Source organism: Ruegeria atlantica, from assembly GCF_013032505.1.
Classification (GTDB): Bacteria; Pseudomonadota; Alphaproteobacteria; order Rhodobacterales; family Rhodobacteraceae; genus Ruegeria; species Ruegeria atlantica_F.
This window is the reverse complement of record NZ_WQCG01000019.1, coordinates 1-16,242: the sequence shown is the minus strand read 5'-3', so window position 1 is coordinate 16,242 and position 16,242 is coordinate 1. Positions and strand designations below refer to the sequence as shown.

The following is a 16,242-nucleotide window of genomic DNA, read 5'->3' as shown; positions in this document are numbered from 1 at the left end:
CACGTCGACCAGAAGCAATTCCGGTTGCGTGCGATCAAGGATTTGCTTTGCTGTTCTCAAATTGTAGGCGACGCCAACAATCTCAACACCTTCTAGGTGGGTCGCCAGTTCTTGGACGGTCGAGCGGGCTTCGTCCGGTGCTACGATTAACATACGAATTGGATCCATCGTTCCGGACTCCTGATTGTTGCTGTGAGGGAGGTTTTGGGTGCGCAGTTTCATAGCGACCGCCCCAAATGCTGTCGGGCCGCTGATTGAAGTTGATAAGGTGGGAGAAGGGGTTTTGAGCGCGCTTTTATGAGCGTGCGCCCAATTAGCAGGGTCACACTTCCAAGGGCCGATCCCAAGACGAAGGCATTGGCAAAAAAGACACCACCAAACAGGGATACGGCGATGTTTCCGGGCTGTTGAGCAGCCGTACCCGTCACGATTGTCGACCAGTCATGCAGGTACAACGCAAACAGAACAGACAGGCCCACAGGCGTAACGATGAGGGCTATTCCAAGGCAGACCAAACCGCGACCGAGCAAGGCTCGTGGCGTCTGTCCTCTAAGCGCGAAGGCAGCAGTGGCCCCGAAAATGCCCAGGGCGAAGACCAAGTCCACTGGAAAAGCCAGATCACCCGAGACAGAGCGTGCCAAAGCTGAGATGAGAGGCCACAGGACGAAAGTGACGAGCCCTGCGGCAAGAAATCCGGTGAATGTTTCAGGTAGAGCGCGCGAAAACAGAAAGTTCCCGCGTTCTTTTTGATGGATCGGAATAAGCCCGGCCGGAGCAACCTGACCGAACTGCGCTGACGGTTTGTTTGGACGAGATCGCATCTTGGCCCCGAGTTTTGTTGAAGGTATGGCGGCTCAATTGGCCGCTTGTGCCCCTCAATTTGGCGAGCCAGCGTTTTGTTTCTTTTGGCACCTAGTCAAATTCTTGTGGAAGTTGGACAAGTTGAGTTGAGCGGCTTGTCAGGAGCATTTGGCTAAACGCAAGAAGGCGCGGCTGGCCCGCTCACAATTCGACACTGTCGGCTACAACGGCCTTGTCAGAAGAGCTTGGGTTGAGGCGGGCAGGGTGCTCTCGTAGCCTTCACGTGTGATCAAACAATCGCGTCGAGAATTCGCACCTCCCGTTTTGAAGACGGGAACGGGCCATGCCACGTTTCGGGCGCATGCGAAGTTTACAGGAATTCGCCGCAGTCCATTCCTTCGAATACAACCACTTCAACCTGAAAAAATCACTGATCGGCAGAGATACTTACAAGCTGACGCGCACTGCCGCTCTTGTTGAGTGGATCCAGCTTTGTTCGGGATAAATTCACGGTCTCCGCGGTAAACTGAGACTGGTTCGAATTTGTCTGACAGCACCGTTTCCTCATCAGATAACTCGACGGTTTGCTCGGGCCCTGAAACAAGAGCGCCGCTGCCAATCGCCTGATCCCTCATTACTTGAACCGCATTCATCACATTATCGGATTGGGCCAGCATGGCAGCTGCTACCGTGTCGGTCAGATCCCTATGAGTGGCCATTTGGCCGACGACTTCCGTAATACTGTCGCTAATACGGTGACGGAAGGATCCCAACCCATGGCTTCGATTTCCGGTTTAGGTTCGACGGGCTCGCGGTCGGCGTCGTCCAGCAAATACCGCTCTGTCTTGACAATCTCCAATGACTGAGTTGCGGCAACAAATGTCTGTATGAGTAACGTGTTGGGGTAAAGAGCCACCGGAGCGACGATAGTCTGCGACTCTGCGTCAGGTAACAGATCTTCTGACGTGCCCGACGCGTCTTCCGTCTCAATGACTTCATCGGATGCCTATTGTGCAAAGAGGGCAGTAGATGTGGCCATACTGAGAGCAATTTTTAGATATCTAAACACATTGCGATTCATCAATATATTCAAAGATCACCCAAGATTGCGCTTCTGGCAACCGTACCGCAAAAGAAATGGTTTTGATCTAGTTACGACCATCCAACGAAATCTGGGCGAGCGTTCACTTTGGCCGCGAAACAGTTGTTCGCTGCATCGACTTAGCAGGCATTCGAACTCAGTCGGAATGAGTTCCGGACCAGAGTTGTGTTATAGTGCTTTCAATTTAGGAGGAAAAATTGTTTCGCTATGTTTTGCCAGCAGCGCTTTTTCTTGGGAGCCCAGTCTTAGCCCAAGATGCAATAAATCCGTCAGGTCTTTCCGGTCCTGCCGGTCGACCTTATTCACCCTACGCCGAACGCGCGTATCCAACTCAAGTCTATTTTGGTGACACCCACGTTCATACTGGTCTTTCCGGGGATGCTGGTGGAGGCGGTACGCGCCTCATGCCGCGTGACGCCTACCGATTTGCGCGTGGCGAAGAAGTTGTGTCGAATACGGGTCAACCCGTGAAATTGTCGAGACCGCTCGACTTCTTCATGATTACAGATCACTCAGATGCGATGGGTGCGATTACCGATATAATTGGGGGTGCCCCAAACATATTGGCGGATGAACAAGGCAGGTATTTCCACGAAGAGTTCAACAAAGGCGGGGAAGCCGCTTTGGCGGCTGCCCTCGAACTTACTGCAGCTTTTGCGCAAGGGCAGGTTTCGCCGGCGTTAAACTATCAACCAGGAAATCCCGCGTACGCGCGTGTTTGGGACGACATTATCGATGCCGCGGAGGAGTACAATGACCCCGGCGTGTTCAGCACCTTTATCGCATATGAATGGACATCCCTTGTTGCAGGGAACAATTTGCATCGGAACGTTATCTTTCGCGACGGTCAAGAACTTACAAGACAGATCTTACCTTATACAACAACGCCACCTGTGGGCTCACCTAACCCGCGCGATCTTTGGAAGTGGCTGGAGAATTATGAGCAAACGACAGGCGGGCGTGTGCTTGCTATTCCACACAATGGGAACTTGTCGAACGGCTGGATGTTCCCATTGGTCGATGACTTCGCGGATGGGGTGCATTTAGATCCCGCCTATGCAGAGGCGCGAAACAAATGGGAAAGGCTTTACGAACCAACACAGATAAAGGGCGACGGTGAAGCCCACCCGTTCCTGTCGCCTGACGACGAGTTTTCTGACTTCGAAACTTGGGATTACGGAAATCTGGATGCTTCGGTTCCGAAAGAGCCGGAAATGTTGCCCGGTGAATACGCTCGATCCGGGTTACTTCGAGGCCTTTCTTTACAAAAGACTCTGGGCGCAAACCCATTCAAGTTTGGCCTAGGCGGAGCGAGTGACACGCACACAGGTTTGACGGCTCCTGACAATGACAATTTCTTCGGGAAGTTCACCGGGTATGAGCCCAGTGCAGAGCGTAGCCAACATGTCAGTAAGACCTACTCTGACGGGACCGTTGCGCTGCGTTCGTCGCAGTACATTACCGGTGGTTTGACTGGGGTGTGGGCTGAGGAAAACTCCCGCGAGGCAATCTGGGATGCTATGCATCGGCGCGAGACCTATGCAACTACAGGACCACGAATGCGCGTCCGAATGTTCGGAGGCTATGGCTTCACAGAAGAAGATGCCCTGCGACGTGACTTGGCCCTGGTTGGTTATTCCAAAGGCGTGCCGATGGGTGGTGATCTCAGTTCTGGGGAAGGCACCCCTTCCTTTTTAGTCTATGCACTTCGCGATCCCATGGGAGCAAACCTGGATCGTATCCAGATCATAAAAGGGTGGTTGGACGCCGAAGGCCAACAGCAGGAAAAAGTCTATGACGTGGCTTGGTCTGGAGCCCGCGAACCAGATCCCGCCGGTAAGTTGCCATCCGTAGGAAACACTGTGGACCTTTCGATCCCCTCTTGGACCAACACAATTGGAGCCTCTGAGCTGGGAGCCGTGTGGAAAGACCCTGATTTTGATCCGTCGGAAAGCGCGTTCTATTATGCGCGCGTCATCGAAATTCCGACCCCGCGCTGGACCGCGTATGATGCCGTCAAATTTGGAATGCATATGCCAGATTCCGTCCCAATGACGGCACAGGAACGCGCATACACCTCGCCAATTTGGTACTCACCACAACAGTAGTTCGATTTACGGTGCTCGTTCTGTATGGGCTCAGTTCAGACTGTTACAAATTTGGATCGAGCGTTTCCTACGCGAAAAAACTGAGTTTCGTATTTTGACTAGACGTTTCTGTTAAGTTGACCTGATTTTGCGCCATAACTCGTGTGTCGGAGTTGCAAAGTTCCGTTGTTCGACCAAAGCTCGGTTAACACTTTCTTGAAGTTCAAGGAGATCCCATGGCTAATCTCGGTACACAGCCGATCAGGACTCAAAGTGATATTGCTGAGTTCGAAGCAGAAATGACGCTTGAAGAGCGGTTACCTGAGCAAAGCATCTTGGATGTCTTTGTCAGCAGCGCTGATCGCGATCCTGATGCGACTGCGCTGACAATGCTAATGACCGGAACTGAAGACGAAGAGCCGCGTCGTGTGACCTATAAACAGTTGCTGGGACAGATAATGCGCGCTGCAAATCTGTTTGCAGCGATTGGAGGCGAAGCACCGGGCGTTGCGTTCATGCTGCCCGCTTTGATTGAAACCCACGTCACATTGTGGGGAGCAGAAACGGCTGGGTACGCTGTTCCGATCAATTTTCTTTTGCAGCCTGAGAGCATAGCAGAACTTCTCAAAGCCTCCGAGGCAAAGATCCTTGTTGCTCTTGGCTCTCATCCTCAGCTGGATATTTGGGAGAAAGCTCTGGCAATGCGGGAGCAGGTTCCGGGCCTAATACTTGTGCGCGTTTCTCCGCCGGGTACACCGCCCGAAGAAGGAGTAATAGATCTTGCCAGTGCATTGATGGCCCAACCTGATGATCATCTGACATTTGGGGAGGCGCGCAGGGGTTCAGATCTGGCGGCGTATTTTCACACAGGGGGCACAACCGGTGTGCCAAAGCTTGTTGCGCACACCCACCGCAGTCAACTGGTCGCAGCATTCGGGGGAGCTGTAATGTGCGGCTTTCGCTCCGACGATGTATTTACCGCTACTTTTCCTCTTTTTCACGTCGCCGGAACGATTGTCGGCGGCCTCAGTTGCTTTATGGCAGGCGTTGAACTGCTCGTCATGACTCCTGCCGGTCTGCGAAACCCAGCAGTTGTCGCAAGCTTTTGGCGTCTTGTCGCAGAATACAAGGTTACAATTGTTGGCGGCGTACCAACTGCTATTGGTGCGATCTTGCAAACGCCAATTGGCGATCATGACATCTCGCACGTGCGGGCGGGCGCGACTGGCGCTTCATTGCTACCGCCTGCGGTCGGGCAGAAGTTCAAGGAAGTGACCGGCTGCACTCTTTTTGAAATTCTGGGCATGACGGAAGCTTCCGGATTGATCAGTATCGATCCACTTTGCGGTACGGGGACTGCAGGTTCAGTTGGCTGGGCGTTACCTTACACAAATGTCGACGTTCTCAAGCTGGAAAGCGATGGTGGTCTTGGAGCGGTGTGTGAGATTGGCGAAATCGGTGTTGTAGCCATCAAAGGTCCTCACGTGTCGCCCGGTTACAGCGTTACAGAATTCAACAGTGAGGTGTTCGTAGACGGTGTCCTAAATTCGGGCGACTTGGGGTACAAAGATGCGAATGGGTGCCTTTATGTTGCCGGACGCTCGAAAGATCTGATTATCCGAAGCGGCCACAATATCGATCCGGTCATGATTGAAAATGCGATGAGTACCCACCCTGCTGTCGCGTTGGCAGCGGCGGTCGGCATGCCCGATCCTTATGCCGGAGAACTGCCGATATGTTTCATTCAGGTCCACACATCCGATGAGGTTACCGTAGAAGACCTAATGGCTCATGCTCAGAACACTATCGATGAAAGACCAGCTTGGCCGAAGATCATTAAGATTGTTGATGAGATACCGCTGACGTCAGTCGGTAAAATCTTCAAGCCCAGTCTGCGGTGCGATGCTGCAAGGCTGGTAGTATCAAATCTGCTTCGTGAACAACTGAAAATGCCCGACGCTCACGTGCAAGTGGAGGCCGGCGGGCCACGCGGACTTTGCGTCACAGTGAGCCTTTCTGAGACAGACGTGTCGTCTAGGTCCAGCGTTGAACAGAAGCTTCAAGACTTCCTTTTCGAGACGCGCGTTGAAGTCGGATCGTAGGGGACAACTCTCAAAATGGCTCAAATGGCCAATCGCAAAAAATATTGTGTTGCCGGTGGCCATTGTGCGAGCCTTTTGATTGTTTAGGTTGGGAGCGCGAAGTGACAGTTCCGTTTGGAGTAATATCGGTCTTCGTTGGTCTGGCCATCTGGGCATGTCTTGCAGTTCATGCGGTACTGCGACGTAAGTATCTACCAGTTCTGCTTTTCGGCATTCTCTTAATGCTCTACCTGAACGCGGGCTACGTCATCTACGGTCCCGCGGCGTCGATCGCCAATTTCGTTGGCATCTACGACGTGTTGATCAATTTGGGATTAAGCGATCCTGCGAGCGCCGCCGCCGTCTCTACATGCCCTAACAATTCTTGCTCCGCCTGGGGCGAGACTTTTACCAATCATCCGGCATGGGGTGTCGCGTTCTATGACCGTTTCGCAAATGGTCCGGAGACACGATCCGCACTCCTACTGGGGCATGTTGTCTGCAATACAATCGTTTTTGTGTTAATGCACGTGCAGATGTTTTTCCCCGGTGGTCAGGCGCGAAACCATGCATTGATTGGCCGAGTCTGCTTTGGGATACTGACAATTGGTGTCGGGTGTTCCGTGGTACTTGCTGCCCAGCACGGATCAGTAGGTGAGTATGGTGGAGCACTGTCGACCTGGGGCTTTGTCTCAATGTCGATGTTCGTTTACACCACAGCTGTATTGGGCGTGCTTGCGATCCGCCGCCAAGACGCAACACAGCATCGTATTTGGATGTGGCGCTTTGTTGGGTCGATGTGGGGGTCGTTCTGGCTGTTTCGTGTCATGCTGTTCGTAATCGACCCGCTCTTTCGCGATATCGAAGCCCTCGCAATCCAAATCTGTATTTGGGGATCGGCGCCTGCCGGCATCCTGATCGCCGAAATGGTTCGAAGACGCGTCGACGCAAAGAACGCAATTCAACCAATCGTCGCGGAATAAAACTGTCCGTGCGTGCAGATATCACTTTTGACGCGCCGCGAGACACGCACCGGTTTGTCGGGGGTGCGGGGTCGACTTTGGGCTCGAAGCGGACGCTCGACAAATTTGACTGATCGTCTGCTACAGATCTACCATTGAGTGGATAGGGCTAACCATATGCCCGCAAACATCATCGCTCCGCCAATATTCACCCATGTGTGCCAAAGCGCATACCGATAAGGCAAAGTCTTTTGGGCGTAAAACACCGTTCCAATGACGTAAGAGGCGGACCCAGCCAAGATGCACCACAATGTCGTGATAGGTACATTCGTTAGGTCAGGAAGGGCACTCAACCCAATTGCCCCCAGCCCAAGATAGGATGCGGTTGACCATCGGGACTTGACTGTTTCGTTTGTGATCTTGTTCCAGACAGCTACGGCTGTCAGCCCCCAACAAATCCACAGCAAGGCCATCGTCCATGTCGTGCCAGCCAAGACGAAAAAAGGTGTGAAGGTACCCGAAATGCTGGGGTAGATCGCGGCGTGATCAATGCGCCGCATTAGTCTGCGCTGGGTGTGCAACGTGGAAAAATGATAGGCGACGGATGCCAAATTGGACGAAAGAGCGCAAAGCACGTAAACCGCAACCGCAATAACCAGCTTAGGTTCGAGGCCCAGGATTGACTTAAAAAGAAGTAATCCGCCGGCCGTCAGGATCGCTACCAGCCCGATCGCATGGACGGCAATATCGGCATGGCGGTGCGATTGGACAGGGCTTGGATATGTCGTTTCAGTCATTTTGGTTCCGGGCAAAGGTTTGTCTGGCGCTACATCCAGATAGGCGGGGTGTCCATGCTTCCGGTGCGTCAGATCTCGGTGCTTCGACAGATGACTGCTTTGTCCGTGACGTGGTCATTGAAGCTAGCAGCCTCTCAAAGCCCAATGAGGACTTTTAGATCCATCACAAAACCAGATACTGTTGAGCGCAATAAATTGAATGTGATTTCAACTGGAAACACGAATAACGCCATGTTTTTAAGATCATCACATTATCCCGTTAGCCTAATAATTAGACGCTCCGTTCCAAGGCAGCATCTAACCAAGCCTGAATGCCTTGAAAATTCTGATTTATGCGCGAAACTTAAAGCATGAGTGAGTATTTTGATGAAATGTTCAACGGCGATGGATCACTCAAAGGTCCATACGAAGAGATCGGCCGCTGGTTCAATGCTGAAGACGTATCACGATTGAGAGCGAAACAGCGCGAAGCCGAAGAGGTTTTTAGGCTAACGGGCATCACTTTTAACGTTTATGGAAAAGCCGAGGCTGAGGAACGCCTAATCCCATTTGATATCGTGCCGCGTGTCATTTCAGCACGAGAATGGCAACGGCTGGAACGCGGAATTGAACAACGGGTTCGGGCAATCAACGCCTTTCTCCACGATATCTATCACCGCCAAGAAATCGTGCGTGCCGGGCGTGTGCCGGCCGAGATGATCGCCGGGAACGAAGCGTTCCTGCCGCAGATGCTTGGCGTCTCGCCTCCTGGTCAGGTCTACACACACATTGTCGGAGTCGATCTGGTGCGAACGGGGCCGGACGAGTTTTTTGTTCTGGAAGACAACGCCCGCACGCCATCCGGGGTCAGCTACATGTTGGAGAACCGGGAAACGATGCTAAAGATGTTCCCCGAACTTTTTAGCGCAACCAATGTTCGGAATGTTTCGGACTATCCCCGCAATCTGAGACGATCTCTTGCTGCCTGCGCGCCGGCTTGCGCCGACGGGGAACCAACCGTCGCGGTATTGACCCCAGGCATCTATAACTCGGCCTATTACGAACATGCCTTCCTCGCAGATCAGATGGCTGTGGAATTAGTCGAAGGCCACGACCTACGCGTTGTTGATGGGCGGGTCTGCATGCGTACCACCAGAGGTTACAAGCCCATCGACGTACTTTACCGCCGGGTAGATGACGACTTTCTGGATCCCCTGAATTTCAACGCCGATAGCGCCTTGGGCGTACCAGGTATCCTGGACGTTTACCGTGCAGGAGGTATCACAATCGCCAACGCACCAGGGACCGGTATTGCCGACGATAAGGCGATCTATTCCTACATGCCTGAAATCGTTGAATTCTACACGGGTGAGAAGCCCTTGCTGCAAAACGTCCCGACCTGGCGCTGCAGTGATCCCGAGTCTCTGTCCTACGTGCTGGACAACCTGTCCGAGCTTGTAGTGAAAGAAGTACACGGGTCTGGCGGCTATGGAATGTTGATCGGACCGACCGCCAGCAAGAAAGAGATTTCGGCGTTCCGCGACAAGCTCAAATCGCGGCCCGGGAACTACATTGCTCAGCCGACGCTGTCGCTTTCGACGGTTCCGATCTTTGCGCGCTCGGGACTTGCGCCCAGACATGTTGACCTAAGGCCGTTCGTTTTGGTGTCACCAGAAGGGATCAAGATCACACCCGGCGGTTTGACCCGCGTGGCGCTTAAGAAGGGATCTTTAGTCGTGAACTCAAGCCAGGGTGGCGGGACCAAAGACACCTGGGTTCTGGAGGACTGACCATGCTGGGAAAAACTGCAGGTGGCTTGTTTTGGATGTCCCGGTACCTTGAGAGGGCGGAAAACACGGCCCGGCTGCTTGAAACAGGTCAGAGGATGGCGTTGACCCGTACCAAGAACTCCGCCGAGGAATGGGGCTCTGTTCTGAAAACGGCAGGCGTTCTGGATGCGTACTACGCCAAATACGATGATGTTTCAAAAGACAATGCGGTGGATTGGGTGCTGCGCGATGCTGATAATCCATCCTCGATCAAGTCAGTCATCAAACAGGCACGAGACAACGCGCGCCTTGTTCGAACCGCGTTGACCCATGACGTCTGGAGTGCAGTAAACTCCACTTGGATGCAGATCGATGAGATCATGAAGCGCCGTGTGAATGAGCGTGATTTGCCTGCGACGCTGGAACTTATCCGCCAACAGGCGGCTTTGGTTCGTGGTGCCACATTAGGAACCATGCTGCGCAATGACATTTTCGACTTCACCCGTATTGGTACGTTTGTCGAACGGGCCGACAATACCGGGCGCATTCTGGACGTTAAGTACTATGTTCTTTTGCCCACGGCCTTTTCAGTGGGTTCATCACTGGACAATATACAATGGGAAAGCATTCTCCGCTCTGTTGGTGCGGGCGGCGGGTATCGAATGACCCATGGAGAGAAAACGCGGCCGTCTGATATTGCCCAGTTTCTGATCTTGGATCAGCGCATGCCTCGCAGCCTGCACTTTTGCTGCAGAAAAATTCAGGAGAACCTGTCATACCTGCAGAAAGACTATGGCTTTGCCGGGCCTTCGTGCGAGGCGTCTAAAGTTCTCTACGAGAAATATCTGGATCAGAAAATCTCCGATATTTTCGAGCTCGGACTGCATGAGTACATTCAGGATTTTCTGACAGATCTCGGCAACTTAAGCCGTCAGATAGAAATCGACTATCGGTTTTACGAGTAGCCAATGAAACTGCACATTCGACATGAAACACGATACGATTACGACGCGCCAGTTCCCTTCGGGCTGCAGCAGTTGAGGAAGACACCAAAGTCATTCCGCAATCAGAACATCGTAAGTTGGAGCACCCAAATCACCGGCGGGCGCAAAGAACTGACTTTTGAAGACTATCACCGCAACACTGTGGAATTGATCAGTTTTGAAGCAAATACCCAGGGGATCTCGTTGATTTCTGAGGGCGTAGTTGAGGTGGAAGACACGCATGGCGTCTTGGGCCAGCACGAAGGGTCGACGCCGTTGTGGTTATTCAAAAGGAGCACATCTCAAACAACGCCGGGGAAAGGGGTTGCCGATGTGTTAGAGGCGTTACCCAAAGGCGAGCCGCTGGAAAAGATGCACGCCCTATCCGAGAGAATTCGCACTCTGGTCGCGTACGAGGTTGGAAGTTCGCACCCGGGGTGGAGCGCAGAAGACGCTCTCAGCGCCGGGTGCGGCGTGTGTCAGGACCACACGCATATCTTCATCACCTGCGCACGAAGGATCGGAGTGCCAGCACGCTATGTATCGGGTTACCTGATGATGAACGAAACAGAACTGCAGGACGCGACCCATGCCTGGGCGGAAGTGCATTTGGACGGGCTTGGGTGGGTAGGTTTCGACGTTTCAAACGGGATATCACCCGACGATCGATACGTACGCGTCGCAACTGGTCTGGACTATTCCCAAGCTGCACCAGTAATAGGGAACAGAATTGGGGCAGCGGGTGAGCAATTGACAGTGCAGTTGCAGATCGCACAGCAGTAACGGAGAATTTGATGACCTATGCTGTGGGTATGCGGCTGAATCGCGGGCTGGTGTTTATGTCCGATACGCGCACGAATGCAGGCGTCGATAATATTTCGACGTTCAACAAAATGTTCAATTGGACAGTCGAAGGTGACCGTTCGATCACGATCCTAGCGGCAGGAAATCTGGCAACTACTCAGGCCACAATCAGCCTTTTGGAAGAGCGTACGAAAGCGCCAAAAGATCGCTCGCCTTCTATACTGGAAGCACCAACAATGTTCCAAGTCGCGCAATTGGTTGCGGCTACGTTGAACGACGTTATAGAAGAGCATTCCAGATCCGGTCAGCAAGCCGACAGCGCCTTTCATGCGACACTCATTCTTGGAGGCCAGATCAAAGGCGGCCCGTCTCGCCTGTTTCTGATCTACCCCGAAGGTAACTTTATCGAGGCCGGCGCCGACACCCCTTTCTTTCAGATCGGTGAAACAAAGTATGGTCGCCCTATTTTGGTGCGAGCCTATGATCCGGAAATGAGTTTTTCAGAAACTGTAAAACTCTTGCTTGTCAGTTTTGACTCCACGATTAAGGCTAATCTGTCTGTCGGGGCTCCGCTTGACCTGCTTCTCTACGATGAAGACAGCCTTGACGGCGGTACGCGGTCAAGATTCGAAGCCGACGACCAGTACTTCCGAATTGTTTCCGATGGATGGGGTGACGCGCTGAAATCGGCCTTGGCCAAACTTCCAGAATACAAAACGGGGCGAAAATCAAACGATTGAGTGTCCGCTTTGTCCGCAACTCGGTCATCGAACGCAAACAGAAGAGTTTGTGCTACCCAGCGGAGTGGCAGTTCGCGTCCGGACGTTTACCTGGCATCGAAAACGGCCATCATGGCGCGTCTCAGGCGAGCCACATCTTCGTCCACAGAAGCGGAATGATCGCACTTGAATGACGGCAAGACCTCGATCCGGATCGTCCCGCTTTTGGGCAAGTGTTTGTCGCGTGTCAAAAGAGTGTCGGATGCGTGAATAATAAGGCGGATACCGTCGTCACGGATCGCTTCGCCTCATACAGAGCCACGCTCAGAGAACTGGGCGTGTTCGAAAAATAAAAGACGGGAAGATGGCTCAACAACCACGTTGATAATTCGCACCTGCCGTTTCGACGACGCGAACGCGCGATGCAGTGTGTCAGGCGTATGCGAAGTTTACAGAAATTCGTTTCCGTTCATTCCTCTGTCTACAATCATTTCAATCAGGAAAGATAGTTAGCAAGCGGAGATAAATTTATGCAGACATGCACCGCCCGCCCCCTGGCCGAGTAGAGCAAACCCGGTGCGGCTGACCAAGTTCACGGCTGATACAATTACTGCAGAGTCAAGATGGTTTACCTGTCCCCAAGAGGACGTTTGACAAATACACGCATACGTTTTCGTTAAGTCCGAAGCAAAAAACGCGAGGGGGTATCGCGCTTAGGTTGGGCTGCGTAATTTATTCTACTTGCAGATCGGCAATTCCAGTGGCGGTTGTTTGGGCAAGGATGCTCTCCAACTGTTTATGATCGGTTGGAGGCTGCTTTTGGGCCAAAACTTTGGTGCGCCGATTGCTTGTAGGCAAGCTGCGTTCCAGTAAACTCCTGCTCGCGTTAGTGATTTTCCTTTTTTTACAGCCTTGGCTACAGCGTTGATGTCTTTGGATTCTGGGTAGATATAAAGGGTCGTCGGGTTGCCTTCTACAAGCGCTAGGATTTCTTTGGACGCGGATTGTGACCAGGTTGTGCAACCATTGCTGCGACCACCCGTGTAGTTCACAAGCCGTCCGTAGGGGACATAACCGCCTTTGTCTGCATGCGTGCTTTGTGGGTTTTTGAACCTGCATTGCCATTTTAGGAAAACGGCGGGATGGCCCCCGATGGCGCGCTCCCGAGCATTGCTCGTTTCTCCTTGGCCATCAAACAAAAGGAACGTGCGGTAGAACGGCTGCGTTTTGCCGGATTGACTGAAATAACCTTTGAATGACGTGCGGGTTTCAGCCGTCACATAGGCACCGCCGGCGGTTAGTTTCGATCCTTCTGCATTGCTGAAGTTTTTCGCGCATTGGCGCCCGTTCGAAAAATTGGCACGCCTGAGTTTTCGACCATTGCCGTAACCGGACGAAACTGCTCGGAAGGACTTTTGCGACTCGCAGATGACATAAAACCGCTTGCCGGGATTGCCGTTTCTTGTGGTACTTGGGCGGGTTGCATCTTTGGCAAGATAGCAGGGGTTCCTTACTTCGCCTCGACGTACTTTCTCTTTATAAAGAGCTCGCGCCCTTTTCAAAACGATCGGGGCGATTTGCCCGTCACCCGTACCCACGTACTTTTGTAACCACGCCGGGACATCTTGTGATATCGCTTCAACCCGGTCGGGCAGTGCGCCTGCCGCGATGGCAATTGTGATGACAGAGAGTGTGAGACGGAGTGAATTCGGTAGCACCGGGAGATCTCCTGCTAAAATGTCCTCTGGGCCAGTCTACCACAATTCCTATCCAATCGGGTGCCAGCCAGGTGTACAAACGAAGCTTCCTGTTGCCTCAAATCCCATTTTGAATTTTGAGGGGCTTGTCGTTCATCGCGAACAAAAGTGCTGCGACGTTGGATAGGTGTTTGGACACTCGGAGGTCGACTTCCAAGTGAATGCGCGGATTATTCGTCGAAAGTCTCTGTTGGTAATCGCAATGGCTGCTCCGCATATTGCGCGAGGATAAACGGCGGCTGTGAATGATGCGGTCAGCAATCTTCCGCAGTTGCACTCACTTCAAATTCAACGCGGAGACGAGGTCATTTTGCTCAAGCCCAACATGGCGCCGACTTGGGTTGGCCAGCCAATCTCAAGTCTTGCTCGAAAAGCATTTTGGCTCTGTTGTCAGGGACGGCAGTCGATCGGCAGAAAATCCCATCTGTAGTCGAATTTCCTTGATGGGAACTCATTTAGTTGAGGAAATCTTCACCGAATTTACTTGCCACATCGACCACACGGTTATCGTCAGTTTGAATGGAGTTCGCGGGATTACCTCCGCCAAGTTCCGCCTTAGGAGAGGTCATCCAAAAAGCTCGTTGCCAGGGCGTCATATCGGCCGGCAGCGCCTTTAACACAGTTTCCATCAAAGGAAGCGGAGTACCGTCTTCTGCGAATTGAAAAGATGGGTACGCGTCGACGCCTGCATATGGAACAGAGAAAACTTTTCCAGTCCTCTTCCAGATCTCCCCTATTCGTGTGATTTGCCAGGAACCTTTCTTCCACTGCGCATGAACAGATCTATTGTCCAGCAGTGGATACTTCCGGGCAAATTCATCTTTGCGGATGTCTTCGACCGCGCAAAAAGGTTCTTCGAACTTGGCAAAATACATCTTCTAACCAACAACACTTGTTGAAACACACAAGCCCATACTGTCAGAAACCCAACTTCTTGAAAGTAAGATTGTTCACACACTGCAATAGGCTCTTCAGTGGAAGTTCGGATTTACATAATTGAATTTAAGATATTTTTTTCTATTTCAGTTCGAGGGGAAATCGTCATCTGCTCAGCGTGAAAGTTCACAATGCCGCAGATCGGGGCAACAATCGTTGCAACATGACCGTATTGATCACACATCATGTATGAGCCGCGTAGAGGTCTGCATCGAATGGGTTATACGAAGACTGCATTATTGATGGCCGCAATGACAGCCTTGTTCATGGGGTTGGGTTACCTTCTGGCAGGAGCGGGGGGCATGCTGTTCGCATTGGTGCTGGCAGCAGCCATGAACCTGTTTACCTGGTGGAACTCAGACAAAATGGTCCTTCGCATGCACAACGCAAGGCCGGTTTCATCTGGTGCCCATATGGGGTTGTCTCAAATGGTCGGGGATCTTGCAAAAAACGCAGGCATGCCAAAGCCCGCAGTTTATTTGATAGAAACACCCCAGCCTAATGCGTTTGCTACTGGGCGAAATCCTAACAACGCTGCCGTTGCCGTCACTACTGGATTGCTACAGACCCTCACAAGGGATGAACTGGCGGGCGTTGTCGCGCACGAACTTGCTCATATCAAGAACCATGACACTGCGATTATGACCGTAACTGCCACGTTCGCAGGTGCAATTACGATGCTAGCCAACTTCGCACTGTTCTTTGGTGGAAGACGGGATAGTGCTGTTGGCCTAGTGGGGACCATCGCGCTGATGATCTTGGCCCCATTGGCTGCGGGTTTGGTCCAAATGGCCATTAGTCGGACCAGAGAATACGCTGCCGATCGCGTCGGCGCCGAGATTTGCGGTCAACCTCTGGCATTGGCGTCTGCCCTCGAACGTATTCAGCAAGGGGCTGCAAGCATCGACAACGACGCTGCAGAGCGAAACCCGGCGACCGCACATATGTTCATCATCAATCCACTTCATGCGCACTCACGTGACAAGCTATTTTCAACTCACCCGTCGACGGCAAATCGGATAGCTGCGTTGCGAATGCTAGCCCAGCAGTCGAACGCAATCGATGAAAGCAACAATACCCGAAGCACTAAACCATCATCCAGGACTGGCCCTTGGGGGTGAAGGTCGCATGCAGGAACTGTTTCTGGTGGGCCTTGTCAGAAGAAGTCATCTTGAAGCGGACAGGGCTTTTCCAAGCCTTCGCCACAAACAAACGCTCTCCTTTGACGTAATTCAAAACCGGCCTCGAGATTTCCCTTTGATGACACCCGGCGTTTTTTTGATCTGCAGGAACGTTCAGGCATTGCTGTCCGGCTGGGAGGATTGACCATAAGTGGGAAAGCGATCCACCTCTGGCACCGTTTGGGTATACAAACGGGCTCTGATGAGCGCGAATATACCGAGGTCTGGCAGAGTTGTTGACGCGTATGAAATAACGTCCACGCTGCGCAGGCCCTGAAGCATCA

14 protein-coding genes and 2 pseudogenes are annotated in these 16,242 nt (G+C 52.5%); 10 read left to right on the top strand and 6 right to left on the bottom strand.

Annotated features, from left to right (window positions below; all coding sequences use genetic code 11):
- Positions 1-222: hypothetical protein (locus tag GOW92_RS24400; protein ID WP_217356588.1), on the bottom strand; the 222-nt coding region annotated here is incomplete at its 3' end.
- The gene (locus GOW92_RS24395; protein WP_170566387.1) at positions 219-821 is read right to left on the bottom strand and encodes a hypothetical protein; all 603 of its coding nucleotides are present in this window, start codon (positions 819-821) and stop codon (positions 219-221) included. The genes GOW92_RS24400 and GOW92_RS24395, both read right to left, overlap by 4 nt.
- A 272-nt stretch (positions 822-1,093) precedes the next feature.
- Here GOW92_RS24395 and GOW92_RS25090 point away from each other — a divergent pair.
- A pseudogene (locus tag GOW92_RS25090) lies at positions 1,094-1,306 on the top strand (IS6 family transposase); the annotation flags it as partial.
- Here the strand turns inward: GOW92_RS25090 and GOW92_RS24390 are convergent.
- Together GOW92_RS24390 and GOW92_RS25445 are read right to left on the bottom strand one after the other, a co-directional pair.
- Positions 1,215-1,574, bottom strand: coding sequence for a DUF3300 domain-containing protein (locus GOW92_RS24390; protein WP_254453154.1), 360 nt, complete (start codon positions 1,572-1,574; stop codon positions 1,215-1,217). The pseudogene GOW92_RS25090 and the gene GOW92_RS24390 sit on opposite strands and share 92 nt — an antisense overlap.
- Positions 1,499-1,717 carry a DUF3300 domain-containing protein gene (locus GOW92_RS25445; RefSeq protein WP_170566380.1) on the bottom strand — a complete coding sequence of 73 codons (219 nt, stop codon included), beginning with the start codon at positions 1,715-1,717 and terminating at the stop codon, positions 1,499-1,501. The genes GOW92_RS24390 and GOW92_RS25445 overlap by 76 nt, the downstream gene beginning before the upstream one ends.
- 383 nt (positions 1,718-2,100) lie before the next feature.
- Between GOW92_RS25445 and GOW92_RS24380 the strand changes: the two genes are divergently transcribed.
- The 3 genes from GOW92_RS24380 to GOW92_RS24370 all read left to right on the top strand — a co-directional run bounded on the left by GOW92_RS24380 (position 2,101) and on the right by GOW92_RS24370 (position 7,054).
- Positions 2,101-4,011 (top strand): DUF3604 domain-containing protein, encoded by a 1,911-nt coding sequence (locus tag GOW92_RS24380; protein WP_170566377.1) that lies wholly within the window; start codon positions 2,101-2,103, stop codon positions 4,009-4,011.
- 215 nt (positions 4,012-4,226) lie between these two features.
- Positions 4,227-6,092: an AMP-binding protein gene (locus tag GOW92_RS24375; RefSeq protein ID WP_170566374.1), complete on the top strand. Its 1,866-nt coding sequence runs from the start codon at positions 4,227-4,229 to the stop codon at positions 6,090-6,092.
- 101 nt (positions 6,093-6,193) lie between these two features.
- The gene (locus GOW92_RS24370) at positions 6,194-7,054 is read left to right on the top strand and encodes a hypothetical protein (protein ID WP_170566371.1); all 861 of its coding nucleotides are present in this window, start codon (positions 6,194-6,196) and stop codon (positions 7,052-7,054) included.
- A 128-nt stretch (positions 7,055-7,182) separates the two neighbouring features.
- Here the strand turns inward: GOW92_RS24370 and trhA are convergent, their stop codons facing one another.
- Positions 7,183-7,830, bottom strand: a complete 648-nt coding sequence (gene trhA / locus GOW92_RS24365) for a PAQR family membrane homeostasis protein TrhA (RefSeq protein ID WP_170566367.1) — start codon at positions 7,828-7,830, stop codon at positions 7,183-7,185.
- Between the two features lie 350 nt (positions 7,831-8,180).
- On the opposite strand from trhA, the gene GOW92_RS24360 reads away from it, so the two are divergent.
- The 5 genes and pseudogenes from GOW92_RS24360 to GOW92_RS25085 form a co-directional block, all read left to right on the top strand.
- Complete coding sequence (locus GOW92_RS24360) at positions 8,181-9,599, top strand: circularly permuted type 2 ATP-grasp protein (protein ID WP_170566363.1); 1,419 nt, start codon at positions 8,181-8,183, stop codon at positions 9,597-9,599.
- Between the two features lie 2 nt (positions 9,600-9,601).
- Positions 9,602-10,543: an alpha-E domain-containing protein gene (locus GOW92_RS24355; RefSeq protein ID WP_170520241.1), complete on the top strand. Its 942-nt coding sequence runs from the start codon at positions 9,602-9,604 to the stop codon at positions 10,541-10,543.
- 3 nt (positions 10,544-10,546) lie between these two features.
- Complete coding sequence (locus GOW92_RS24350; protein WP_170566360.1) at positions 10,547-11,344, top strand: transglutaminase family protein; 798 nt, start codon at positions 10,547-10,549, stop codon at positions 11,342-11,344.
- 11 nt (positions 11,345-11,355) lie between these two features.
- Entirely contained in the window at positions 11,356-12,105 is a 750-nt protein-coding gene (locus tag GOW92_RS24345; RefSeq protein ID WP_170566357.1) for a peptidase, read from the top strand.
- A 248-nt stretch (positions 12,106-12,353) separates the two neighbouring features.
- Positions 12,354-12,590 (top strand): annotated as a pseudogene (locus GOW92_RS25085) (DDE-type integrase/transposase/recombinase); the annotation flags it as partial.
- A 1,706-nt stretch (positions 12,591-14,296) separates the two neighbouring features.
- Here the strand turns inward: GOW92_RS25085 and GOW92_RS24335 are convergent.
- Positions 14,297-14,716, bottom strand: coding sequence for a hypothetical protein (locus GOW92_RS24335; protein ID WP_170566350.1), 420 nt, complete (start codon positions 14,714-14,716; stop codon positions 14,297-14,299).
- Positions 14,717-14,992: 276 nt separating this feature from the next.
- Between GOW92_RS24335 and htpX the strand changes: the two genes are divergently transcribed.
- A complete protein-coding gene (gene htpX / locus GOW92_RS24330; RefSeq protein ID WP_170566346.1) occupies positions 14,993-15,898 on the top strand; it encodes a zinc metalloprotease HtpX in 906 nt (301 codons plus the stop codon).
- Positions 15,899-16,242: the final 344 nt, after the last annotated feature.

Bases quoted from the DNA above. Each gene is read 5' to 3' on its own strand.
- GOW92_RS24395 (WP_170566387.1), bottom strand. From the start codon at position 821: ATGCGATCTCGTCCAAACAAACCGTCAGCGCAGTTCGGTCAGGTTGCT.
- GOW92_RS24375 (WP_170566374.1), top strand. From the start codon at position 4,227: ATGGCTAATCTCGGTACACAGCCGATCAGGACTCAAAGTGATATTGCT.
- trhA (WP_170566367.1), bottom strand. From the start codon at position 7,830: ATGACTGAAACGACATATCCAAGCCCTGTCCAATCGCACCGCCATGCC.
- GOW92_RS24360 (WP_170566363.1), top strand. From the start codon at position 8,181: ATGAGTGAGTATTTTGATGAAATGTTCAACGGCGATGGATCACTCAAA.
- GOW92_RS24355 (WP_170520241.1), top strand. From the start codon at position 9,602: ATGCTGGGAAAAACTGCAGGTGGCTTGTTTTGGATGTCCCGGTACCTT.
- GOW92_RS24350 (WP_170566360.1), top strand. From the start codon at position 10,547: ATGAAACTGCACATTCGACATGAAACACGATACGATTACGACGCGCCA.
- GOW92_RS24345 (WP_170566357.1), top strand. From the start codon at position 11,356: ATGACCTATGCTGTGGGTATGCGGCTGAATCGCGGGCTGGTGTTTATG.
- GOW92_RS24335 (WP_170566350.1), bottom strand. From the start codon at position 14,716: ATGTATTTTGCCAAGTTCGAAGAACCTTTTTGCGCGGTCGAAGACATC.
- htpX (WP_170566346.1), top strand. From the start codon at position 14,993: ATGGGTTATACGAAGACTGCATTATTGATGGCCGCAATGACAGCCTTG.